This is a genomic window from Arthrobacter sp. 10L430, from assembly GCF_056395245.1.
On sequence record NZ_JBFTJD010000019.1, the window covers coordinates 63,765 to 86,306 of the forward strand.

The following is a 22,542-nucleotide window of genomic DNA, read 5'->3' on the forward strand; positions in this document are numbered from 1 at the left end:
TGACAGCAGGCACTGACAATAACGCCGGCCTCGGAGTTCCAGGCAATGTCAGCTTTCCAGAATCTGCCTGATCCCGAACTTTCCGACAGCGAACATCCGCGGATTATCGTCGGAGTTGCTCAGCATGGCGGTGGACAGGATGAGAGCCCAGCCCCGGGCCCTCATCCAGGTGTCCCGTTCCACTGCGGGGCCAAAGGCGTCCATGAAGCGGCGGCGGGCGCCGGCGTCGAACATCAGCCACCCCACCGCAAGATCGACAGCAGGGTCCCCTGCCCCGACGTCGCCGAAATCGATGACCCCAGCCAGCGAGCCGTCGTCCGCCAGAAGGATATTGCCCGGGTGAAGGTCCCCGTGGAGCATCATCGCCGGACCATCCCAGGCTTTAGCAGCACAGGTCCGCGCCCACACCGCTCTCAGCGCTGCTGCCTGCGGGTAGCGTTCGCGGTCCCCGAGCCGTTCCACCACCGCAGCGTCACGGTCCGTCAGCGGCACGCCGCGGAACGGATTCATCGGGACGCATGTTTCGGCGGGCACGTGGAGGGACCGGAGAAAATCGGCCAGGCCCTCAGCGGCCCGCCCGCGGTCTGCCGGACCGACGTCGGCCGCGGCGGCTCCGGGGACCCACCGCACGATGCTCCAAGGCCAAGGAAAGTCCGACGTCGGCCGGCCGGCATGGACGGGCACAGGAACCGCAACCGGGGAGCGGCGGGCTATGTCGGGAAGGTAGCGCCGCTCATGCAGTATTAGCGAAACGGCCTCCGCCCTGCGCGGCAGCCTCACGGCCAGGTCCTCGCCGAGCCGGAAGGTCGCGTTGTCCCAGCCGTTCGCAACCCGCGCCAAAGGACGACCGCCGAGGTCGGGCCGCTGGTCCCGGACGAGGCACTGGACGACTGCGTCACTCACTTCCACCGTTGCTGGTGGCATCCCCGCCATTCAGAGATCCGCCTCCCTGTTCCTGCGATGCAATCTGGTCCTCTCCCTTGTCCGAATATAGTTCAGATTCCCGAGAGCGGATGGGGCGCCTTCGCGCAGCCAGGTTTAGGCGCGAAGCAGGCGATGAAGCGGACGACGGCGGGACTTCCCGCCGTCGTCCGCTCAGAAAAAGCTGGCTAAGTAAAGCTGGCTGCTCGAGGCGCTTCAACGATGGCCAGTTGGCCGGTGGTGTCAGGGACGCCAGGAAACTGCACCTGCGGGGCCTCGGCAGCGGCCGCCGGCGAATCCTGTACGGACCGCATGCGAAGAAGCGCTACTGCGGAAATGAGGAACCAGGCAATATTCGTGACCACGGACGGCCACGCTTCGTGGAAGGCGCCATTGATAATGAAGGCACAGGCACCCAGGAGATTCGCGGCTTGGAAGCCCTTGCCAGCCTTCAGCCACCCCATGGACACCGCCAGGAAAGCACTGAGAATCGCAACCGCGCCTGCCCAGCCGGAAATTTCAAACAGCAGTTCCATGATGTCCTTTCAGGGGTGGTGCCCGGTTGCCATCCGCCGGGCGGAGTGGAGCTGGCGGGCTATAGGTGGGCGTTTTGGTAGAGGCCATTGCCGACTGAATCACTGGATCAGCGTTTGCTCCGCCGTCCGCGCGAGGGCTTCATTCGCTTGGACCGCCAGTCTGGATTTCCGCTGTTGGTTTTGGCTTTCAAAAGCAATTATGAGCACGACATGCGTGTAGTTCAATTGCATTCCTCTGAAGATGTGGTTTAGAACTACTTAACATGGATATTGATCCGCGCCGGCTGCGAGTTCTCCTTGCGATCGCCCGCACCGGCGGGGTGCTCGCCGCGGCTGACGAACTGGGAATCACGCCCTCGGCCGTGTCCCAGCAGCTCAGCAAACTAGAGGACGAGACGGGGCATGCGCTGGTGGTGCGCACACCCAAAGGCTCGGTTTTGACACCCGCCGGCATGGCCGTTGCAGAAGCCGGCGAAGAGATCGAACGCGCCCTCAGCGTCGCCCGCGCCCGCATGGAGGGCGGGGCCAAGGTCGCGGGGGTGGTGCGGGTGGGCGGATTCACCAGCTTTGTCCGCACGGTGGTGATCCCGCGCTTGCCCGAGTGGCGCATCCGGTACCCGCAATTGCAGATCCGGCTGATTGAAGACGACTTCCCTGACTTGTTACGCCTGCTCCGGCAGCGCGAGCTCGACGCTGTTGTGGTCGAGCTCGATTCGATGACGGCCGGCCAACGTTCACTTTCCGCCGGAATGATCGAGGAGCCCCTGCTGGACGAGCCCTGGAAACTGGTGGTTCCCGCGGGCGCCCTGCTCACTACAGAGAACATCGACCTTGGGCATCTGCCACTTCTCTGGCTCGGTGTCGACTCCTCAGCCGCCAACGCTGCGGTGCTCGGCCGGCTCCGTCAGTCCATCGGTGCCCAGATGGAGACGGTGCATCAATATCAGGAAACGCTGACCGCACTGGCACTGGTCGCGGCGGGGGAGGGTGTCGCCATCGTACCCACCTTGGCATTGAGCGGCGTCAGCCATGACGGGGTGGACGTCCTGGACGTCCCTGGACTGGGCACGCGACGCATCGTCCTGCGACGGTTCGACCGCCGGCGGTCAGCCAGCATGCCCGTGGACACCGTCGCGCGCCTTCTACGGGAATCGGCAGCGGCGTTCGACACGCGGTCGACGTCCTGACCGCCTACAACTTTTCGTGCCTTTTGGCGTGTGGACGGGACTTCGAAGCAAGGTCATGCGACCCCGGAAAGTGCACTCGTTACGGGTTAGGCAATAGTCTGGCCAGATGGGGACCAATGCCGTGAACTCCGGCGAACAAATGGACAGGCAGTCGCGCATTCTCGAGGCGGCGCTGGATCTGCTGTCCCGCCATGGGATTTCGGGTGTGAGCATGCGGGCCGTGGCCCGCGAAGCCGGCGTCGCGCTCGGCCTGGTGAACTACTACTACGACGACAAGACGAGCCTGATACGGGCAGCCCTGCGCCGGGTCGACGAACACGACCTTCTGCTCGTGGCGCCAGACCCGTCGTCAGACCCGGAGCAACAGCTGCGCCAGGCCCTGCGGCGAGTGGCAGCCGCTGATCTGCTGACCACCCGCTATCTGTCCCTGCGCCTGCACCTTTGGGCCCTCGCCCAGGCGGACGAGGGCTATGCACAGATCAACGCCGAGGCCTTCGACCGCTATCTCGACGGCCTCGCTGCGCTGGTTTCCAACGCCCAACCCCATCTTTCATGGGAGGCATGCAGGGAGCGGGCGGCTGACATTGTCGTCATCCAAAACGGCATGTGGCTGACGGCGCTTCTCGGCGTTGATGAGGCCTCCATCCAGCGAAGCATCGCCCGGACGGAGCAAATCGCCTTCGCGCCGCTTCAGGACCGCACCATCAAGGATCACCGGCTTCACGAGTCCTGAACCACCGGCAACCGGGCAGAGTGAGCTCCATAAGCAGCATTGAACAACTGTTCAAGAAAAGTATTGAACACTCGTTCAATGTGCAGTACTGTCCCTCGTATGACTTACGCCACACCAGCCCATGACGTCGTTCGGATCGCAAGAACCGAGACAGCATCGACCCTGTTCATCAACGGCGCATGGGAGCCAGCCGCCTCCGGCGCTGTGCGCGCAATCCGCAACCCCGCCGACGGCGAGTCGGTGGCCACAGTGTCCGAGGCCGGCAGGGAGGACGCCGAACGCGCCATCGCCGCAGCCCGTGCAGCCTTCGACTCCGGCGTCTGGTCCTCCGTGCCGGCACCCGAGCGCGGCACCTTCCTGCTCAAGGTCGCCGCCGGACTACGCGAACGCCGTGAAAAGTTCGCCCGCGCCGAGTCGCTGGACACAGGCAAGCGAATGGTCGAAAGCCGCATCGACATGGACGACATTGCCGCCTGCTTCGAGTATTTCGGCAGGCTCGCCGGGCAGCAGGCGGGCCGCATGGTCGACGCCGGGAACCCCACGGTCGTCAGCAAAATCGTGTACGAACCCGTGGGCGTCTGCGGCCTGATCACCCCGTGGAACTACCCCCTGCTCCAGGCGGCGTGGAAGATCGCGCCCGCGCTGGCCGCCGGCTGCACCTTCGTCCTCAAGCCCTCCGAGCTGACCCCGTCCACCAGCATCCTGGCAATGCAGCTGCTGCACGACCTTGGCCTGCCCGACGGCGTCGCCAACCTCGTGACCGGCCCCGGCGCGGAGGCGGGCGCCCCGCTCTCCGAACACCCCGCCGTCGACCTCGTCTCCTTCACGGGCGGGCTGGAAACCGGCAAGCGCATCGCGGCGGCCGCCGCCGGCACCGTCAAGAAGGTGGCACTGGAGCTTGGCGGCAAGAACCCCAACGTGGTGTTCGCGGACGCGGACTTCGACGCCGCCGTCGACAATGCCCTGAACGGCGCGTTCGTCCACTCCGGGCAGGTCTGCTCCGCGGGGGCGCGGCTGGTGGTGGAGGAATCGATCGCCGAACGCTTCGTGGACGAGCTGGTCCGCCGTGCCCGGGACATCCGGCTGGGCGGCCCCTTTGACGACGCCGCCGAAACCGGGCCGCTGATTTCCGCGGCCCACCGCGACAAAGTCCACGCCTATGTCCAGCGCGGCATCCAGGAGGGTGCGCGGCTGCGGACCGGCGGTGCGGCGCCGCAAGGAGAAAAGTACGACGGCGGTTTCTACTACCAGCCCACCATCCTGGACCGTGTCCAGAGGGGAATGTCGGTGGTGGTGGACGAGGCTTTCGGCCCGGTGGTCACCGTGGAGACGTTCCGCACCGAGGACGAGGCCGTGGTCACTGCCAACGACACCATTTACGGGTTGGCCGGCGCGGTCTGGACCCAGGATGCCGGCAAGGCGCAGCGCGTGGCATCCCGGCTGCGGCACGGCACCATCTGGATCAACGACTACCACCCCTACCTCCCCCAGGCCGAGTGGGGCGGCTTCGGCCAGTCCGGTGTCGGCCGCGAGCTGGGCCCCACGGGCCTGGCCGAATACCAGGAAGCCAAGCACATCTACCAGAACACCAGCCCGCAGGTAACCGGCTGGTTTGCTGACCACGGCAAGGAGAACTAGATGCACTACGACAACATCGACGACGTCACCGAGCGCGGGTTCGACTACGTCGTGATCGGCGGCGGATCCGCGGGTGCCGCCGTCGCCGCCCGGCTGAGCGAGGATCCAGACGTGACCGTGGCCCTCGTGGAGGCCGGCCCGGATGACCGCAACCTGCCCGAAATCCTGCAGCTGGACCGCTGGATGGAGCTGCTGGAGTCCGGCTACGACTGGGACTATCCGGTGGAACCGCAGGAGAACGGCAACTCCTTCATGCGCCACGCGCGCGCCAAGGTGATGGGCGGCTGTTCCAGCCACAACTCCTGCATCGCCTTCTGGGCACCCCGGGAGGACCTGGACGAATGGGAGTCCAAGTACGGTGCCACCGGCTGGAACGCCGACGCTGCCTGGCCCCTCTACAAACGGCTGGAAACCAATGAGGATGCCGGGCCGGACGCACCCCACCACGGGGACTCAGGGCCCGTGCACCTGATGAACGTGCCCCCGGTGGATCCTGCCGGCGTCGCGCTCCTGGACGCCTGCCAACAGACGGGCATCCCCCGCACAAAGTTCAACACCGGCACCACCGTGATCAACGGCGCCAACTTCTTCCAGATCAACCGCCGCGCGGACGGCACCCGGTCGTCCAGCTCGGTCTCCTACATCCACCCGATCGTCGACCGCGACAACTTCACACTGCTCACAGGCCTCCGCGCCCGCCAGCTGGTGTTCGACGCGGACAAGCGCTGCACCGGCGTGGACGTGGTGGACTCCGCGTTCGGCCGGACCCACCGGCTCTCCGCGCACCGCGAGGTCATCCTTTCCACCGGTGCCATCGACTCCCCTAAACTGCTGATGCTCTCCGGCATCGGCCCGGCAGCGCACCTGGCCCAGCACGGCATCGAGGTGCTGGTGGACTCCCCCGGCGTGGGCGAAAACCTGCAGGACCACCCCGAAGGCGTGGTCCAGTTCGAGGCCAGGCAGCCCATGGTGCAAACGTCCACCCAATGGTGGGAGATCGGCATCTTCACCCCCACCGAGGACGGCCTGGACCGCCCGGACCTGATGATGCACTACGGTTCCGTCCCGTTCGACATGAACACCCTGCGGCACGGCTACCCCACCACGGAGAACGGCTTCAGCCTCACCCCGAACGTCACGCACGCCCGCTCCCGCGGCACCGTCAGGCTGCGCAGCCGCGATTTCCGCGACAAGCCCATGGTGGATCCGCGCTATTTCACGGATCCCGAAGGCCACGACATGCGGGTCATGGTGGCCGGCGTCCGCAAGGCCCGCGAAATCGCCGCCCAGCCCGCCATGGCCGAATGGACCGGCCGCGAGCTATCCCCCGGCGTCGAGGCGCAGACGGACGAGGAGCTGCGGGAGTACATCCGCAAGACCCACAACACCGTGTACCACCCGGTGGGCACGGTCCGGATGGGCCCGGCCGACGACGGGATGTCACCGCTGGATCCCGAGCTGCGGGTCAAGGGCGTCACCGGTCTGCGCGTGGCGGATGCCTCCGTGATGCCTGAACACGTCACCGTCAACCCCAACATCACCGTCATGATGATCGGCGAGCGCTGCGCCGAGCTCATCCGCACCGGCCACACCGGTGGCGCTGTAAGGAAAGAGGTGGAGCTCAGTCCGTCCTTCGCCTGAGAGGCAAGTTCCGGAGGCTATTGATTTCACCCGCATCCAATGGCGGCCGCGGGTTGCATCGAGCGTACTTTTCTGACTTAGGAGTTCACATTTTGGAACCCAGCAAGAGTATTGATTCAAGCGGCATGGACGAATTTGGCTACACCCAGACCCTGGACCGGAGCATCGGCAAGTTTGCCAGCTTCGCCGCAGGCGTCAGCTACATCTCCATCCTCACCGGCGTCTTCCAACTGTTCTATTTTGGTTTTTCCATGGCCGGCCCGGCGTACGCCTGGTCCTGGCCCATCGTCTTCGTCGGCCAGCTGATGGTGGCGCTCTGTTTCGCCGAGCTGGCCGGCCGCTACCCCGTTGCGGGATCGGTCTACAACTGGGCCAAGCGCCTCGCGTCGGGGACCTCGTCCTGGCTGGCGGGCTGGCTGCTCCTGCTCTCCTCCATCATGGCGCTCGGATCCGTGGCGCTGGCCCTGCAGATCACCCTGCCGCAGCTCTGGTCCGGCTTCCAGTTCGTCGGTGACGGCACCGGCCCCTACGACTTCGCCATGAATGGCGTGGTGCTGGCCACCATCATGATCACCATCTCCACCCTCATCAACGCGTTCGGCGTGAAGCTGATGACCAGAATCAACAGCATCGGCGTCTTCGTGGAGCTGACCGCGGCCGTCCTGCTGATCCTCGCGCTGGCCTGGCATGTTGTGCGCGGCCCGGAGGTCTTTTTCGAAACCAACGGCTTCGGCGAGGGCCACGATCTCGGCTTCTTCGGCGTCTTCCTGATCGGCGCCATGGCGTCCGGCTACGTCATGTACGGCTTCGACACCGCCAGCTCGCTCGGGGAGGAAACGAAGGACCCCAAGCGCACGGCACCCAAGGCCATCCTGCGCGCCGTCACTGCCTCGTTCCTGCTGGGCGGGCTGATCCTGCTCTTCGGCATCCTGGCCGCACCGGACCTGGGCGACCCGCAGGTGGGGGCTGCCGACGGCGGCCTCCAGCACATCGTGCTCTCCGTTCTGGGTGGACCATTCGGCAAGGCGTTCCTGGCATGCATCGTGGTTGCCGTGGTGGTCTGCACGCTGGCCGTCCACGCCGCTGCCATCCGCATGATGTTCGCCATGGCCCGGGACAACAACCTGCCGTTCAGCCGGCAGCTCAGCAAGGTGGATCCGGTCCGCAGGACCCCCAAGGTCGCGGCGATCGTGATCGGTGTCATGGCCGTCATCCCGCTGCTGGTCAACGTCATGCAGCCGGCCATCTTCACCATCCTGTCCAGCATCAGCATCGTCCTGATCTACCTGTCCTACCTCCTGGTCACTGTGCCCCTGCTGCGCAAGCGGCTCCTGAAGCAGTGGCCGCTGCGGGATGAGCAGTCCGAAGCCGGGTTCACAACGGGCAAATGGGGACTGCCCGTGAACATCCTGGCGGTCCTCTGGGGCGGGGCCATGACCCTGAACCTCATCTGGCCGAGGCCGGAGATCTACAACTCGGTGCCGCCGTTCGAGTGGTACCTGCAGTGGGGCGGCGTGATCTTCGTGGCCGCCGTGATCATTGGCGGGACCCTGCTCTACCGCCTAAAGATCCGCCACCAGACCGGGGTGCTGGCCGAGCACGCCGCGGCAGTCGCAGCACATCCGTCGTCGGGCGCCGCGCAGTACGGCGCCGCGCAGTCCGAAGCCCCGGAGGACGCGCTGGCAGTCAAGATGGCCGCGTCAGAAGCTTAGTAACGCCCCCGGAAGGGTCGACGACGGCACCCGCCTTACCGCCGTCGTCGGCCCTTTTGCGTCGGTAGCCCCGGCGCATATGAAAGACCTAACGTCACACAACGCGACGGCATCCGGTTCCGGACAAGCAACGCCCTACCCTTGACACGTGACTTTGACTAAGATCCGCACCGCCGCCGCGAGCTCCCTCGCCGCCGCAGGTCTCCTGTTTACCCTCGCCGCCTGTTCCACGCCGGCCGCCACCCAGCCAACTACCTCTGCCCCGGCGTCGACGGCAACGGCTCCATCCAGCGCCGCAGCCGGACCCTGCGCCGGCGTGAAGGTCATCGTCGATTCGGGCGCCCTGAAGCAGGCTGCCGCTGACACGTCCGTTTGCGTGCCAGTCGACGCGGCGACTCCCGCTTCCAAGGTGCTCGAGGAGGCAAAGGTGAAGACCGAGGGCACTGCCCAATATCCCAAGGAACTGGTGTGCCGTGTGAACGGTGTGCCCGCCGCGGACTTCGACATCGCCCACAAGGGCGGCACGTACCGGGAAGACTGCGGCAAGATGCCCGCCGCCTTCGCCTACTGGGCTCTCTGGGTGAAGCCGGCCTCCGGCGCCTGGGCATACGCGCAGGAAGGCCTCGCCACCCTGAAGGTGAGCCCGGGACAGAGCTTCGAGCTGCTTTACACGGTGGACGGCGCACCGGCCGCACCCGCGGCATGACCTTTCGACCCGCGCCGTTACGCGCAGCGGCGGCTCTCGCCGCCGTCTTCATCACGGCGCGGGTCATCTACCGCATCCTTTTCAACGGGGCCGGCATTGGTGAGCCGGTCCTGTTCAGTCTGCCGGCGGTGCCGCTGCCCGCCCCGTACGCCCATGTGGTCCTCCTCGGTCCGGTAACGGCGCCTGGCCTGCGGGAGGCGTTCCTGTCCGCCCTGCCGATTGCCGGGATGATCCTCGGTTTCGGCCTGCTCAACGCCTGGGTGGACGTGGCCCGCGGTTTCGTGCACCTGGCCCGCGGCGGCCCCCTGCAGGGATTGGCCCGGACGCTCGTGGTGGCCTGGGCGGCACTCCCGGCGCTCTCCGACGCCGTGGCCTCCGTACGCCTGGCCTTTCGGTTGCGGGGCGAACGCTTCGGACCCCGCGCCCTTGTGCCCGTGCTCGAGCGCACCCTTGAGCACGCCGGCCGGGTTGCCGCGGCCCTGGAGTTGCGCGGCTTCGGGAGCCGGGCAGCCCATCAACCCGGCCGCGGTACCGAGGCACCGCTTCTGGTCCGGGACGCACAGTTCAGCATCGGCGACGCGCAGGTGCGCGTCGCCGGGTTCATGCCGTCGAGCGGGTCAATAACGGTCATCACCGGGCCGACGGGATCCGGCAAGTCCACCATCCTGCGAGGCATCGCCGGCCTGCTCTCACACGTTGACGGTGGAGAAATTTCCGGCACCGTGAGCGTCGCCGGAACGGACCGTGCCACTGCGCCGCCCCGCGATACCGCCCGCGTCGTCGGCGTCGTACTGCAGAATCCCCGCGCCGCCTTCGCCAGCACCCGGGTCCGGGACGAAATCGCCCTCGCGCTTGAGCTGCGCGGCATGGCATCCACGACCGCCAAGGCCCGGGTGCAGGAGGTCGCGCAGCATATCGGAGTGTCGGCGCTGCTGGACCGGAATGTCAGCACCCTCTCGGCGGGTGAGGCAACGCTCGTGGCCATTGCCGCCGCGGTGGTGGGGCATCCGTCCCTGCTCCTGGTTGACGAGCCACTGGCCGACCTTGACACCGCGGCACGCGGACACGTCATCGCCGTGCTCGACGCCCTCGCCCGCGACGACGGTGTCTGCGTCATCGTGGCGGAGCATCGGGCGGAGCGGCTCGTCCCGGTTGCCGACTCGTGGTGGACTATCGACGACGGCGGCCTGGTGCCGGGTGCTGCACCATCCGCTTCCCCGACGGTTGCGCATCCAACGCCCGTTGCAGATACCGGGCACGCGCCCGTGCTGACTGCGACAAATCTCGCGGTGCACCGCAAGGGCACACCGCTGGTGCGCGACGCATCCCTGACCCTGCACCGCGGTGAAGTGGTGGCCCTGGTGGGGCCGAACGGGGCCGGAAAGTCGTCCCTCCTTGTGGCGCTCGCACTGGGTGAGGGTACAGCCGGTGAAGGCACTGTCGACGGCGGAACGGTCGACGGCGGCCGCGTCGCCCTCGTCCCGGACGCCTCGGATGACCTCTTCACCAGGGATACCGTCGCGGCAGAGCTCCGCGCGGCGGATCGGCGCCTTACGCGCCGAAAGAACGGCGGGCAGCCTGCGCCCGGCAGTGCCCAGCTTCCCACAATGCCCGCGGCGTCACGCCTGGCTCGTTTGCGGGGAGACGTCCGGATTCCCATTGGACATGAGCATCCCCGGGATCTCTCAGCAGGAGAGCGCAGGATCCTTGCCATCGCGCTGCAGACCATGGACGACCCCCAGGTACTCCTGATCGATGAGCCCACTCGCGGACTCGATCCTGCGGCGCGCACAGCCGTGTCGGCAGCGCTGCGGGCGGCAGCGGACGACGGAGCGGCGGTCCTGATCGCCACCCACGACCTCGACTTTGCCCACGGCCTCGGCGCCCGGATCCTGCCGATGAGTGACGGCGTCGTGCCCTCTTCTGTGCCGGCCAATGCACCTGAACCGCCTCTCCCGCTTTCCCGGCAAGCGGGTACCGGACCAAGGCCGCGGGCCATCGAACCAGCAGACTCCCCGGGAGCGGAACGACGGCGCCGCATCCGGATGCCGCGGGGCGTCGAGCTGGCAGTTCTCGCAGCTGCAAACCTTCTGGCTCTCGCAGCATTCTGCTGGCCTTTGCTGGCCGCGGCCCTTCCGGAGGATGCCGCTGCGGCCCTCCCCTACGCGGCGCTGGCCATTGCGCCGCTCGCCGCCGTCGCCGTCGTTGTCTCCATGGACGGGTCGGTCCGTTCCGCACACACGGTGGCGTTGCTCGGCGTCCTGGCCGCCGTAGGTTCCGCGGTGCGGGTGGCGAGCACCGGCGTCGGGGGCGTGGAGGCAGTCTTTATCCTGCTGATCCTGGCCGGCCGGGCGTTCGGTGCCCGTTTCGGCATGCTCCTCGGCGCCGCCACCATCGCCCTCTCAAGCGCCTTGTGGGGTGGCATCGGGCCGTGGACACCGTTCCAGATCTTCGCCTGCGCGTGGGTGGGCGCGGGGGCCGGCTTGCTTCCCCGGCGGGTGCGGGGCAAAGCCGAACTGTGGATGCTGTGCGGCTACGGCATCCTGGCGTCCTACCTGTTCGGCCTGCTGACCAACCTGTGGTTCTGGCCCTTCGCGGTGGGCGCCGGCACCGGCATCTCCTACGTGCCGGGCGCGCCGCTGGGCACCAACCTCAGCAGCTTCTTGCTCTACTCGCTGGTGACGTCGACGGCGGGCTGGGACACCTTGCGTGCCATTACCACGATCGTCGGTATCGCCGTGGTGGGGCGGGCCATTCTCGCCGCACTCCGGCGGGTGAAGCCGGTCTCCAGCCTGGACAGGCAGGCCGGGCAGGCTCATTCCATCCAGGCTCCATCCACCCAGGGAAGGGATCGACACCAACTCACACCTTGAAGTACTTCGCCTCCGGGTGGTGGAACACGAACGCGTCGGTGGACTGTTCGGGGTGCAGCATCAGCTCATCGCTCAGGACCACGCCCATCCGCTCGGGACGCAGCAGTTCCGTTACCTTGCGGCGGTCCTCCATGTCCGGGCACGCGGGGTAGCCGAGCGAGAACCGCGCACCGCGGTAGTCGAGCTTGAACAGGCCTGCCTTGTCCTTCGGCTCCTCGGCCGCGAAACCCAGCTCCGAGCGGATGCGTGCGTGCCAGAACTCCGCGAGCGCCTCGGTGAGCTGCATGACCAGGCCATTGAGCTCGTAGTAGTCGCGGTAGTGGTCGCCGGCGAAGAGCTTGGCAGTCACCTGGTCGACATTGCCGCCGGCTGTGACCAGCTGCACCGGCAGGACGTCCACCTGCCCCGATTCGCGCGAGCGCACGAAGTCTGCGAGGCACAGGTGCCGGTCGCGGCGCTGGCGCGGGAAGTCGAAACGCAGCCGCTCGGTGCCGAGCGGACCGCCTGATCCGCCGTCGGGGGCGAGCAGGCCTGCGGTGCCGAGGACGCCGTCGCGGTCCTCCCCGTGGTGCAGCACCACCACCTGTTCCCCCTCGGAGACCACCGGGAAGTAGCCGTACGCGACGGACGCGTCGAGCATTCCCTCGCCGAGTATGCGGTCCATCCAGTACCGCAGGCGCGGCCGGCCCTCGCGTTCCACCAGTTCCTCGTACGAGGCGCCGTCCTCGCCGCGGCCGGGCTTGAGCCCCCACTGCCCCATGAAGGTGGCACGTTCGTCGAGGAAAGCACCGAAGTCGTGGAGCGAGACGCCGCGCACGATGCGCGTGCCCCAGAACGGCGGCGAAGGCACGTGATTGTCGGAAGCGACGTCGGAGCGGCCGGGCATTGCCTCCGGCTCGGTCAGGGTGAGCGTCCCGCCCTTGCGGTGGATTCGCTTCTTCAGCGCGGGCAGGCCCGCCTCTGCGGGGTCGGCGCCGCGGGCAACCTGCACCAGCGGCTCCATGAGGGACAGGCCCTCGAAGGCGTCCTTCGCGTAGCGGACCTCTCCCTCAAACTGCCCCGCCAGGTCCTGCTCGACGTAGGCGCGGGTGAGGGCTGCGCCGCCGAGGATGATCGGCCACCGCTTCGCGAGCCCGCGGGACTGCAGTTCCGCGAGGTTCTCCTTCATCACCACCGTGGATTTCACGAGCAGGCCGGACATGCCGATCACGTCGGCGTTGTGTTCCTCGGCCGCGGCGATGATGTCGGCGATCGGCTGCTTGATGCCGAGATTGATCACCTTATAGCCGTTGTTGGTAAGGATGATGTCCACCAGGTTCTTGCCGATGTCATGCACATCGCCGCGCACCGTGGCGATCACCATGGTGCCCTTGCCCGATGAATCCGACTTCTCCATATGCGGCTCGAGCAGCGCCACCGCGGTCTTCATGACTTCAGCGGACTGCAGCACGAACGGCAGCTGCATCTCGCCGGCACCGAAGCGCTCGCCCACCACCTTCATGCCCTCGAGCAGCTGATCGTTGATGATGGCCAGCGGCGTCATGCCTTCGCTGCGTGCCAGGTCGAGGTCCTCTTCAAGGCCCTTGCCTTCGCCGTCGATGATGCGCCGCGCCAGGCGCTCGCCGGTGGGCAGCGCCGCGAGTTCCGCGGCGCGCTGGTCCTTCAGCGCTGCGGTGTCGACGCCGGCGAACAGGTCCAGCATGCTGGCCAGCGGGTCGTACGTGAGGTTGCCGTCGGCGTCGTATTCGCGGCGGTCCCAGACGAGGTCCAGGGCCACCTTGCGCTGTTCCTCCGGCAGTGACGCGAGCGGCACGATCTTGGCGGCGTCGATGATGCCGCTGGTCAGGCCGGCCTGCACGGCCTCGTGCAGGAACACCGAGTTCAGTGCCATGCGCGCTGCCGGGCTCAGGCCGAAGGACACGTTTGAGACGCCGAGTGTTGTGTTGATGCCGGGGTACTTCGTGGTGATCTGGCGGATGGCTTCAATCGTTTCGATGGCGTCCCGGCGGGTTTCTTCCTGGCCGGTGGCGATGGGGAAGGTCAGGGCGTCGACGATGATGTCCTCGACGCGCATCCCCCATTCACCCACCAAGGCGTCGACGAGGCGCGAGGCGATGGCCACTTTGCCTTCGGTGGTGCGCGCCTGGCCGTGTTCGTCGATGGTCAGGGCGATCACGGCGGTGCCGTGTTCCTTGACGAGCGGCATGATGCGCGCGAAGCGGCTGTCCGGGCCGTCGCCGTCCTCGTAGTTGACGGAGTTGACCACCGGGCGCCCGCCGATGTGTTCGAGCCCGGCCTGCAGGACGGGCGGTTCGGTGGAGTCGATGACGAGCGGGAGCGTGGAGGCCGACGCGAAACGTGAGACGACCTCCTTGATGTCGGCCACGCCGTCGCGCCCCACGTAGTCAATGCAGACGTCGAGCAGGTGCGCGCCGACGCGGACCTGTTCGCGGGCGATGTCGACGCAGTCGTCCCAGCGCTCGTCGAGCATCGCCTGGCGGAACGCCTTCGAACCGTTCGCGTTGGTGCGCTCGCCAATGGCGAGGTACGCAGACTCCTGGTCGAAATTCACGTGATGGTAGAGGGAAGCGATGCCGGCTTCACGTTCAGTGGGAACGCGGCCGCCGTCGGCGCCCCTCCCACCGCTGGTGACGGCGGCGCTGGTGCGGAAGGGCGCAAGACGTTCGACGACGGCGGCCATGTGTTCCGGCGTCGTACCGCAACATCCGCCCACCAGGCCGAGTCCGAATTCCCGCACAAACTGCTCGTGCGCGGTGGCGAGTTCGGTGGGCGAGAGCGGGTAGTGCGCGCCGTTGGCACCAAGGACTGGCAGGCCGGCGTTGGGCATGCAGGCTATCGCGACGGAGGACTGCTTGGACAGGTGGCGCAGGTGCTCGCTCATCTCATCCGGCCCGGTGGCACAGTTCAGGCCGATGGCGTCGACGCCGAGCGGCTCGAGCGCGGTGAGCGCTGCGCCGATCTCGGAGCCCATCAGCATGGTTCCGGTGGTCTCGACGGTCACCTCGACGAAGATCGGGAGCCGGATGCCGCGGGTCACGATCGCCTGCTTGCAGCCGTTGACCGCAGCCTTGGTCTGCAGGAGATCCTGGCTCGTTTCGATGAGGAAGGCATCCGCTCCCCCGTCGATGAGGCCCTCGGCCTGCAACGCGAAGGTCTGTTTGAGGTAGTCGTAGCTGGTGTGCCCGAGGCTAGGGAGCTTGGTGCCCGGCCCCATCGAGCCCAGGACCCAGCGCATGCGTCCGTCTGTTTTTTCTGCCGCTTCGGCACGGTCACGGGCGATCTCCGCGCCCTTGCGGGCGAGCTCTTCGATCCGGTCGTCGATGCCGTAGTCGGAGAGGTTGGACCAGTTCGCGCCGAAGGTGTTGGTTTCGACCGCATCGATTCCCACAGCGAAGTACGCGTCATGGATGTCAGCGAGGACATCCGGTCGCGTGGCATTGAGGATCTCGTTGCAGCCCTCTAGCCCCAGGAAGTCGTCCTCAAGCGACAGCTCCCTCCCCTGCAACATGGTGCCCATCGCCCCATCGGCAATGACGACCCGATGGTTCACCGCATCCAGCAGCTCCTGCGAACGGACGGGGCGGGGCACGGACTCAATATCAAGCGCAAAACGAGGCATCTAAACAGACTACGGGCGGGGTCCGAACATTGCGCCGTGTTTTCCATGTACTACGACGGCGGTGGTGTGCCTGGGAGGGTGCTACTGCGGTTCCCACGCCCTCAGCGTCACGGCGTGATTTCGATACGATGCCAGCATGGGCACTCGTGATACGCCTGCGCAGATCGGCGACCTTCCGCGCATCATACGCCCGGCCAACTCCGCCCTGATCGCTGCGGACATTGGCTCCTTGGCGCAAGGCTGCATGCAGCCGTAGCCAATTGCTCGCCATGCATGGTGTGACCGCATCGGTTAGGGCACGTGGAGGAATCCGGGAGGCGCTGATAACCGGCGTTACGTCAAGTAAAGCGATAGTTCCCTATCACTTAGGGTTGCGTGATTACTTTTGGACACCTTTTCAAGCCTTCAATAGATTCAGCCGACAACGCGGGCGGCCCAGAAGCGGAAAATCTGCGAGGAGCGGTCAGCCCGCACGCTTGGAGCCGTTGCCAGTGCGTTGCTCACATGACGATCACTTGACTATCTCGCAGCCTAGCTCAACTGCGCTCCACTGACTGGAAGTATTCCTTGATAGTGGCAAGATCCATCTCGACATGACCTCGGCGCGCGACTGGCTGCCATTCCCAAGCCTCGAGCCATGGGCGTTCCGAATGGCTTCGTGTTCCCAGTTCGAACCCCGAATACGGCCTGTAGAAGTCAATAACCGTATCGAGGGTTCTTTTTTGAACTTCGGACAGCTGAGTGGCGTCACCCTGAGGCCAAGCACTAGCCGACGCGTGACCACGGTGAAAACGATAGAGATCGGGACTAACTGGGCCCATGCGCCAAGCCTGCAAGGGCTCTGTAAAGAGAGGCTCGCCTTGCCAGGCCAGATGCCAGCCCTGAGCGTAGTAACAAAGCTTTTGCAATTTCATCGTAGAAAGGTTTCGTTCACGTTCCACGATGTAGGCAGCGACGTGGTGGACACTCGTCATGCTGACTCCCCTCCGTTGTGGAACCGCTGCATTCCCAATAATCTCATGTGCTTCCCTCAACTGCGGGATTGATAGGGCCGTTTCCAGTGGCAGGCGCTGGGCGGGGATTCTTGCTGGAGTTGCGCTTCTTCTCCCGCCTCATGCCTATAGCTATTATGTTTGCGATCATCTCAGCTAGGAGCACGTGATTGCTCGTGAGGCTCCCGGCTATGGGTGCATCCACGGACAAAACTCCCATCTCCTCAGTCTTAAATTTCACGACCACATTCATAAACGTGCCGTAGCGCTTGTCGTCACAGTCCAACGGGTCGTTATGAACTGCCGTGTCTTGGACCAGCCGTGGTTTGCCTGTGTCGATAACATCGAAAATGCCAGCCGAATGTGCTCCCTCTCCGCGAATGAACTCCGGCCGCGGCGGATCGTGGCGACCAACCTGAGGCATGCGCACGTTCAAAGCATTCAAGATGTCCGTAGATGAAGCCTCGTCCGACTCGACCTGGTCTAGATAGTAAAGGCATGCTCGGACATCCTCTACGCCAATAACCTTAGTGACTGCATAGAGACACCTGTCTATCAGCGTTCCGCCGTGATTGGTCTTTGTCGAGTCAATGAGGCTGCCGAGATCATGGACTATCGGGGACAGCTGATGGACTATTCCTTCGCTTGCCTTCACCCTCGCTTCAGATATCTTTTTCGACACATCAGCCTCATCCGCCTTCAACTTCGCCCGGAGCTGGTCCGCCTCGTGAGTACGCCAAAGCACTCCAACAGATGTCCAGAGGAGTCCTACGATGAGAGCGCCGATGCCGATGCGGAAGTAGAGGTCGTCCGTTATCCACTTAATCCACGGGTCTAGACCCGACTCCTGCGTAATAGACAGTGGCACTATGGTGGCGCCAACTGCTGACACTATAGGCCCGAAAACTGCCGCTGGCCACGTGAAGATGCGAGGCGTCTGACGGACGTCGGCCGTCGAATCAGCGGGACGGGACAAAGCTGTATACCAACGATCTGAGGGGAGTAAGCGGGTGAGCGCAATAAACCTCCAAAGCCTACTGTGGGCTCTCGGTGCATAAGAAACCGAGCGACCGGTTTAGCCACGCTTGGTCATATCTGACCTGGAGATTCCGGTTCCGAACGCGTCGCCGTCGCCCGCACGCACAGTCTGCGCTGCCATCGCAGTGGCCTGCAATGAGGAGGCGCAGAAGCGGTTCACTGTGACCGCCGGGATTCCTCGGTCCAGGCCCCCGCTGGCCTTGCGGATCGGGTACGTGCGGGTCAGCACCCTTGACCAGAACGAGAAACGTTAGCTTGACGGCCAAGTTCTGGACCGGGTCTTCACAGACAAGGCCTCGGGCAGGGACACGACTAGACCGGAACTGGCGGAGCTGCTGCGCTTCGCCCGTGACGGGGACACCGTGCTGGTGCACAGCATGGACCGGCTCGCCCGCAACCTCGACGACCTCCGCGCCTTGGTCCAAGGCCTCACCCGCAAAGGCGTGCGCGTGGAGTTCATCAAGGAACAGTCGGTCTTCACTGGGGAGGACTCCCCCATGGCGAACCTCATGCTCTCCGTGACGGGTGCCTTCGCCGAGTTCGAACGCTCGCTGATCAGGGAGCGGCAGCGGGAAGGCATCGCGCTGGCCAAGCAGCGGGGCGCCTACCGCGGACGGAAAAGGACTCTCACACCGGAACGGGCGGCCGAGCTGGTGCAGCGGGCGGCAACCGGAGTCCCCAAAGCCGTCCTCGCCAGCGACTACGTTATCAGCAAGGAAACGGTGTACCAGTACCTCCGGCAGGCCACGCTTACCTGACCCCCTCCCCTGCCGGCCGAACGGCTTCGCCGAAGCTGGAACCGCACATAGCTTGACGAAATCTTCATTATCGGCGTTCCGAAACAGGCAGGGGAGTGGCCACAAAAGGGGCTGTTTCCTGCCGTCATTCGTGGCGTTTTCCTCGGAATCCGTTTTGGCAAGACTCCTCAGCCAGGGCCGGGTTCACGCAAACCACGCAACACATCCGAGGCCAGCTACGACCAGGCGGTTGCTTCTCAGCTATGGCAGGTGAGCGCTGAACTAACAGCCGCTGGCCCCGGCTGGCTGAACCAACACGCGGCGCTAACCTGGCTCAATCCTTTCACGGCCCGACAGCCGATCACGAGCGTGGATTTGACAGCAGTTTGATTGTAATCAGGTCAGCTGGCTTGGTGTTGTCCACCCAGTGGCTGGTTGCGCCAGCATCAAGCGACTGGCACCAGCATCAGGTCCATTATCGGGTCGTGAAAAGGCCGGCGGAGAGGCTGCACGAGAGATCCGGCTCGTGGCGGGCGGGACCAAGCTGAGGGAGTTCAGCCGGCTGCGGAGCCGGAGGCTGAATAAAGTTTTCGCTCGCACTTCCTGGGCGCGATTAGCGCTCAAGGTTTCGCGGTGGTTGTTCCGTAGATTTGTTGCGCTGTCATCCGGTAGCTGAGCTCGCCGCTGAGTTGCTGTGGTGTCACCCAGACCTGGTGGCCTTGGCTAACTTCAAATATTTGGCGTGGGTTGTTGCTGTCAGCAGCGAGCCAGAGTGCTGAGGAGTCTGGCATGACGTCTTCGACAAGACCTGTTCTGATTGTCTGGCCATGGAGGCGGATTTCGACCACCGTGTTGATCAGGAGGTTCCAGTGAACGTGTTGTCGGGGAGTCGCTCGGTTCGGTGGCATGTGTTCTCCACGGTCGGGGAATCGAGTGGCGGCCGTCGCCTGTACGAGGGCCGCCACTGTTCGGGGAAGGAACGGCGGGACAGCACCCACAGCGACGGCCTTCTTTACGTCGCGGCGGGTTTCCCGAAGCGCCGGCTCTGTTAGTGGAGGTGGCTTCCGCCGTTGATGTCGATGGTGGTGCCGGTCAGGTAGGCCGAGTCCTCGGAGGACAGGAAGGTGATCACGGCGGCCACTTCCTCGGTGGTGGCGTTGCGGCCCAGCGGAATGCCGGCGTTGATGGCCGCTTCCTGCTCCTCCGTGCTGCCGACGCGGATGTTGGTGTCCACGGCGCCCGGGGTGATGGCGTTGACGGTGACGCCGGTGGTGCCCAGTTCCCGGGCGAGGGCCTTGGTGAAGCCGAGGATGGCTGCCTTGGCTGCCGAGTAGGGAACCTTGCCGAAGACGCCGCCGCCGCGCTGTGCGGACACGGAGGACATGTTCACGATCCGGCCCCAGCCGTTCTCGATCATGTCCGGCAGGAAGGCCTTGGTGACCAGGTAGGTGCCAGTGGCGTTGACGTCCATGACCTTGTGCCACAGCTCGAGTGTGGTCTCCAGGAACGGGAGCGGAGAGGTGATGCCGGCGATGTTGGCCAGGGCACCGACCGGGGGCAGGTTGCCCGCAGCCACCTCGGCGGCGACGGCGGCCTGTGCGGCCGTGACCGAGGCTTCGTTGGCGACGTCAATTTCGTGGCCGAAGGCGGGGACGTTGAATTGATTGCCGATTTCGGCGGCGACCTTGGCCGACTTCTCGCCGTCGAGGTCCAGGATCACCACGGCCCAGCCCTGGCGGGCGTAGCGGCGGGCGGTGGTAATGCCGATACCCCGTTCCGAGGTGGCCCCGGTGAGGACGGCGGTGCGCTGGATGGTGTTGCTCATGATGCTCCTTGGAAACCTAGAGATATTGCCTTGCTGCGGCTGTCCAGAGCTGGCAACCGGTACGAGGTGAGTATCGGCGTTGATCCTCTGAATCTGCAGTGGTGATGCCAATCACTGTAGAGGCAGACAATGTCAACAGTCAACCTCCAACATTGACTGTTGACATTGCTGCATGACCTGCGTCACTATTGTCGTATCAGTTGTGTTAACAGTCGACAGCGCTGGAGCTTTTGCTTCGCCGCTCATCGAAAGGGACAAAATTCCATGAGCAATGAAGCTCTCAAAATGCGCGGCCACGTGCACGGCACCAAGGACGCCAGGCGCGTTGCCATTGGCTCCGGCGTGGGCGCAGTCATCGAGACGTATGACTTCATCGGCTTCGGCACCGCCGCTGCACTGTATTTCGGAACCGCCTTCTTCCCGGGAAGCGACCCCGTGACAGGTACCCTCGCTTCCTTCGCCACCCTCGGCGTCGGCTTTGCGGCCCGCCCGCTGGGCGGCATCATCGGCGGCCACCTCGGCGACAAGGTCGGCCGCAAGCCCGTCCTGGTGGCCTCCCTGATCCTGATGGGCCTGGCAACCTTCTGCATCGGCCTGCTGCCCACCTACGCCGCCGTCGGGCTGCTGGCTCCGGCACTGCTCGTCTTTGTCCGCATCGTGCAGGGCCTGGCCTTTGGCGCTGAATGGGGCGGAGCGATCCTGATGAGCTACGAGCACGCGCCGTGGAAGACTAAGGGCAAGTACACCGGCATCGTCCAGGCCGGGTTCCCCGTGGGCCTGCTGCTGGCCAACCTGACCTTCCTGTTCAGCGTCCAGCTTGGCGGCGAGCTCGCCTGGCGCATCCCCTTCCTGGCCAGCATCGTGCTGGTGGTTGTCGGCCTCATCATCCGCTCCAAGGTCCCCGAGTCCCCCGTCTTCGACGAGGTCAAGGGCCACGGCGACATCGTCAAGTCCCCCATCGTGGAGGTCATCAAGACCGACTGGCGCAACATCGTGAAGGGCATCGGCCTCCGCATCGCCGAAACTGCCGGCTACGCCGTGTCCATCACCTACATTATTTCCTACCTCAACAGCCAGCACCTGGCCGACAAGACCCAGACCCTCGTGGCCCTTTGCATCGCCTCAGCCATTGGCATCTTCGCCACCCAGGCGTGGGCCCGCCTGACCGACAGGATCGGCCGCCGCCCCCTGTACATCTGGTCCACGGCGTTCGCCGCCCTGTTCGCCATCCCCATGTTCCTGCTGGTCAACACCGGCCTGTTCATTGCCATCATCGCCACGATCGTGATCTCCTACGCGGTCTGCCAGAACTCCCTCGCCGGCGCCCAGGGGCCTTGGTTCCCGGAGCTCTTCCAGGCAAAGACCCGCGCGTCCGGCGCCAGCCTGGCCTACCAGATCTCCGCCATGGTCTCGGGCTTCACCCCGTTCATCACCACGCTGCTGTTCGTCAGCTTCGGCTGGATGGGCCCGGCGCTCCTGTTCGGCCTGTACGCCCTCATCGGTCTCTGGGCAGCCCTGGCCACCCGGGAAACCTGGGGCAAGCGGGAACGGGAACTGGCGGACGAGATCACCAAAAGCACCCCCGCACGCATAGACGCCTAACGCGCCGCCCCTCACCTACCCCCGGGCCTCGCAGCCTGACAGGCGGCCCAGCCGCCACCTCTGAAAGGGAGAATCGTGGTTCTCAGCCAAGAAACACACACGCCAGAACAAGCCCCCGCCGATGCCGGGGAAACGGCAGCCGAACGCCTTCAGCGGGTCTCGGCGGCCGCCTACCGGATCCGGCACCACGCCCTGAACATGGGCGAGGTCCAGGGCCAAGGCTACGTGGGCCAGGCACTCGGTGCAGCGGACATGCTCGCCGTCGTCTACGCCGACCAGCTGAACTTCCGCGCCGAGGACCCGCACTGGGAAGCCCGCGACCGGTTCCTGCTCTCCACCGGGCACTACGCCATCGGCCACTACGCCGCCCTGGCCGAGGCCAGCATCGTCCCGGTCGAAGAGCTCGAGACCTACGGCTCCGACGACTCCCGGCTCCCCATGTCCGGAATGTCCACCTACACCCCCGGCATGGAAATCTCCGGCGGCTCCCTGGGCCACGGATTGACCATCGCCGTCGGCATGGCCCTGGGCCTGCGCCACCAGGGCTCCACGGCCAGGATCTACAACTTCCTCTCCGACGGCGAACTGGACGAAGGCTCCACCTGGGAAGCCGCCATGGGCGCACACCACCACCAGTTGGGCAACCTCACCGCCATGGTCGACATCAACGCCCTGCAGGCCGACGGCAAGACGGACACGGTGCTGCGCACCGAACCCGTGACGGAAAAGTGGGAAGCCTTCGGCTGGTACACCCAGCGCGT

16 protein-coding genes and 1 pseudogene are annotated in these 22,542 nt (G+C 65.5%); 10 read left to right on the forward strand and 7 right to left on the reverse strand.

Annotation, left to right across the window (positions count from 1 at the left end; all coding sequences use genetic code 11):
- Positions 1 to 48: 48 nt before the first annotated feature.
- Both AC1DDG_RS15895 and AC1DDG_RS15900 read right to left on the reverse strand, forming a co-directional pair.
- The gene (locus AC1DDG_RS15895; RefSeq protein ID WP_476876797.1) at positions 49 to 903 is read right to left on the reverse strand and encodes an aminoglycoside phosphotransferase family protein; all 855 of its coding nucleotides are present in this window, start codon (positions 901 to 903) and stop codon (positions 49 to 51) included.
- A gap of 206 nt (positions 904 to 1,109) precedes the next feature.
- Positions 1,110 to 1,457 carry a CBU_0592 family membrane protein gene (locus AC1DDG_RS15900; protein WP_230120995.1) on the reverse strand — a complete coding sequence of 116 codons (348 nt, stop codon included), beginning with the start codon at positions 1,455 to 1,457 and terminating at the stop codon, positions 1,110 to 1,112.
- 263 nt (positions 1,458 to 1,720) lie between these two features.
- Between AC1DDG_RS15900 and AC1DDG_RS15905 the strand changes: the two genes are divergently transcribed.
- The 7 genes from AC1DDG_RS15905 (at position 1,721) to AC1DDG_RS15935 (ending at position 11,947) form a co-directional block, all read left to right on the forward strand.
- A complete protein-coding gene (locus tag AC1DDG_RS15905) occupies positions 1,721 to 2,644 on the forward strand; it encodes a LysR family transcriptional regulator (RefSeq protein WP_476876798.1) in 924 nt (307 codons plus the stop codon).
- A gap of 106 nt (positions 2,645 to 2,750) precedes the next feature.
- Complete coding sequence (locus tag AC1DDG_RS15910) at positions 2,751 to 3,377, forward strand: TetR/AcrR family transcriptional regulator (protein ID WP_230120376.1); 627 nt, start codon at positions 2,751 to 2,753, stop codon at positions 3,375 to 3,377.
- 99 nt (positions 3,378 to 3,476) lie between these two features.
- On the forward strand, positions 3,477 to 5,015 hold the full coding sequence (locus AC1DDG_RS15915) for an aldehyde dehydrogenase family protein (protein ID WP_230120374.1): 1,539 nt from the start codon (positions 3,477 to 3,479) through the stop codon (positions 5,013 to 5,015).
- Positions 5,016 to 6,656 (forward strand): GMC family oxidoreductase, encoded by a 1,641-nt coding sequence (locus tag AC1DDG_RS15920; RefSeq protein WP_476876799.1) that lies wholly within the window; start codon positions 5,016 to 5,018, stop codon positions 6,654 to 6,656. It abuts the gene before it with no gap.
- A gap of 125 nt (positions 6,657 to 6,781) precedes the next feature.
- Positions 6,782 to 8,368 carry an APC family permease gene (locus tag AC1DDG_RS15925; protein WP_476876800.1) on the forward strand — a complete coding sequence of 529 codons (1,587 nt, stop codon included), beginning with the start codon at positions 6,782 to 6,784 and terminating at the stop codon, positions 8,366 to 8,368.
- Between the two features lie 148 nt (positions 8,369 to 8,516).
- Positions 8,517 to 9,074: a hypothetical protein gene (locus tag AC1DDG_RS15930; RefSeq protein WP_476876801.1), complete on the forward strand. Its 558-nt coding sequence runs from the start codon at positions 8,517 to 8,519 to the stop codon at positions 9,072 to 9,074.
- On the forward strand, positions 9,071 to 11,947 hold the full coding sequence (locus AC1DDG_RS15935) for an ATP-binding cassette domain-containing protein (RefSeq protein WP_476876802.1): 2,877 nt from the start codon (positions 9,071 to 9,073) through the stop codon (positions 11,945 to 11,947). Before AC1DDG_RS15930 ends, AC1DDG_RS15935 begins: the two co-directional genes overlap by 4 nt.
- Here AC1DDG_RS15935 and metH read toward each other — a convergent pair.
- From metH to AC1DDG_RS15955, 4 genes are all read right to left on the reverse strand, one after another.
- Positions 11,937 to 15,587: a methionine synthase gene (gene metH / locus AC1DDG_RS15940; RefSeq protein ID WP_476876803.1), complete on the reverse strand. Its 3,651-nt coding sequence runs from the start codon at positions 15,585 to 15,587 to the stop codon at positions 11,937 to 11,939. The two genes, AC1DDG_RS15935 and metH, sit on opposite strands and share 11 nt — an antisense overlap.
- Before the next feature lie 536 nt (positions 15,588 to 16,123).
- A complete protein-coding gene (locus AC1DDG_RS15945; protein ID WP_476876804.1) occupies positions 16,124 to 16,561 on the reverse strand; it encodes a Panacea domain-containing protein in 438 nt (145 codons plus the stop codon).
- A gap of 43 nt (positions 16,562 to 16,604) precedes the next feature.
- The gene (locus AC1DDG_RS15950; RefSeq protein WP_476876805.1) at positions 16,605 to 17,447 is read right to left on the reverse strand and encodes a hypothetical protein; all 843 of its coding nucleotides are present in this window, start codon (positions 17,445 to 17,447) and stop codon (positions 16,605 to 16,607) included.
- Positions 17,448 to 17,654: 207 nt separating this feature from the next.
- Entirely contained in the window at positions 17,655 to 17,846 is a 192-nt protein-coding gene (locus tag AC1DDG_RS15955) for a thiolase family protein (RefSeq protein ID WP_476876806.1), read from the reverse strand.
- On the opposite strand from AC1DDG_RS15955, the pseudogene AC1DDG_RS15960 reads away from it, so the two are divergent.
- Positions 17,818 to 18,375: pseudogene (locus tag AC1DDG_RS15960) on the forward strand (recombinase family protein). The gene AC1DDG_RS15955 and the pseudogene AC1DDG_RS15960 sit on opposite strands and share 29 nt — an antisense overlap.
- Before the next feature lie 1,027 nt (positions 18,376 to 19,402).
- Here the strand turns inward: AC1DDG_RS15960 and AC1DDG_RS15965 are convergent.
- Positions 19,403 to 20,179, reverse strand: a complete 777-nt coding sequence (locus AC1DDG_RS15965) for an SDR family NAD(P)-dependent oxidoreductase (RefSeq protein ID WP_476876807.1) — start codon at positions 20,177 to 20,179, stop codon at positions 19,403 to 19,405.
- Between the two features lie 264 nt (positions 20,180 to 20,443).
- Between AC1DDG_RS15965 and AC1DDG_RS15970 the strand changes: the two genes are divergently transcribed.
- Together AC1DDG_RS15970 and AC1DDG_RS15975 are read left to right on the forward strand one after the other, a co-directional pair.
- Entirely contained in the window at positions 20,444 to 21,781 is a 1,338-nt protein-coding gene (locus tag AC1DDG_RS15970; RefSeq protein WP_476876808.1) for an MFS transporter, read from the forward strand.
- Between the two features lie 75 nt (positions 21,782 to 21,856).
- Positions 21,857 to 22,542, forward strand: a 686-nt coding sequence (locus AC1DDG_RS15975) for a transketolase (protein ID WP_476876809.1), incomplete at its 3' end; no start/stop codon positions are given.

Bases quoted from the DNA above. Each gene is read 5' to 3' on its own strand.
- AC1DDG_RS15900 (WP_230120995.1), bottom strand. From the start codon at position 1,457: ATGGAACTGCTGTTTGAAATTTCCGGCTGGGCAGGCGCGGTTGCGATT.
- AC1DDG_RS15905 (WP_476876798.1), top strand. From the start codon at position 1,721: ATGGATATTGATCCGCGCCGGCTGCGAGTTCTCCTTGCGATCGCCCGC.
- AC1DDG_RS15910 (WP_230120376.1), top strand. From the start codon at position 2,751: ATGGGGACCAATGCCGTGAACTCCGGCGAACAAATGGACAGGCAGTCG.
- AC1DDG_RS15915 (WP_230120374.1), top strand. From the start codon at position 3,477: ATGACTTACGCCACACCAGCCCATGACGTCGTTCGGATCGCAAGAACC.
- AC1DDG_RS15920 (WP_476876799.1), top strand. From the start codon at position 5,016: ATGCACTACGACAACATCGACGACGTCACCGAGCGCGGGTTCGACTAC.
- AC1DDG_RS15925 (WP_476876800.1), top strand. From the start codon at position 6,782: ATGGACGAATTTGGCTACACCCAGACCCTGGACCGGAGCATCGGCAAG.
- AC1DDG_RS15935 (WP_476876802.1), top strand. From the start codon at position 9,071: ATGACCTTTCGACCCGCGCCGTTACGCGCAGCGGCGGCTCTCGCCGCC.
- metH (WP_476876803.1), bottom strand. From the start codon at position 15,587: ATGCCTCGTTTTGCGCTTGATATTGAGTCCGTGCCCCGCCCCGTCCGT.
- AC1DDG_RS15945 (WP_476876804.1), bottom strand. From the start codon at position 16,561: ATGACGAGTGTCCACCACGTCGCTGCCTACATCGTGGAACGTGAACGA.
- AC1DDG_RS15965 (WP_476876807.1), bottom strand. From the start codon at position 20,179: ATGAGCAACACCATCCAGCGCACCGCCGTCCTCACCGGGGCCACCTCG.
- AC1DDG_RS15970 (WP_476876808.1), top strand. From the start codon at position 20,444: ATGAGCAATGAAGCTCTCAAAATGCGCGGCCACGTGCACGGCACCAAG.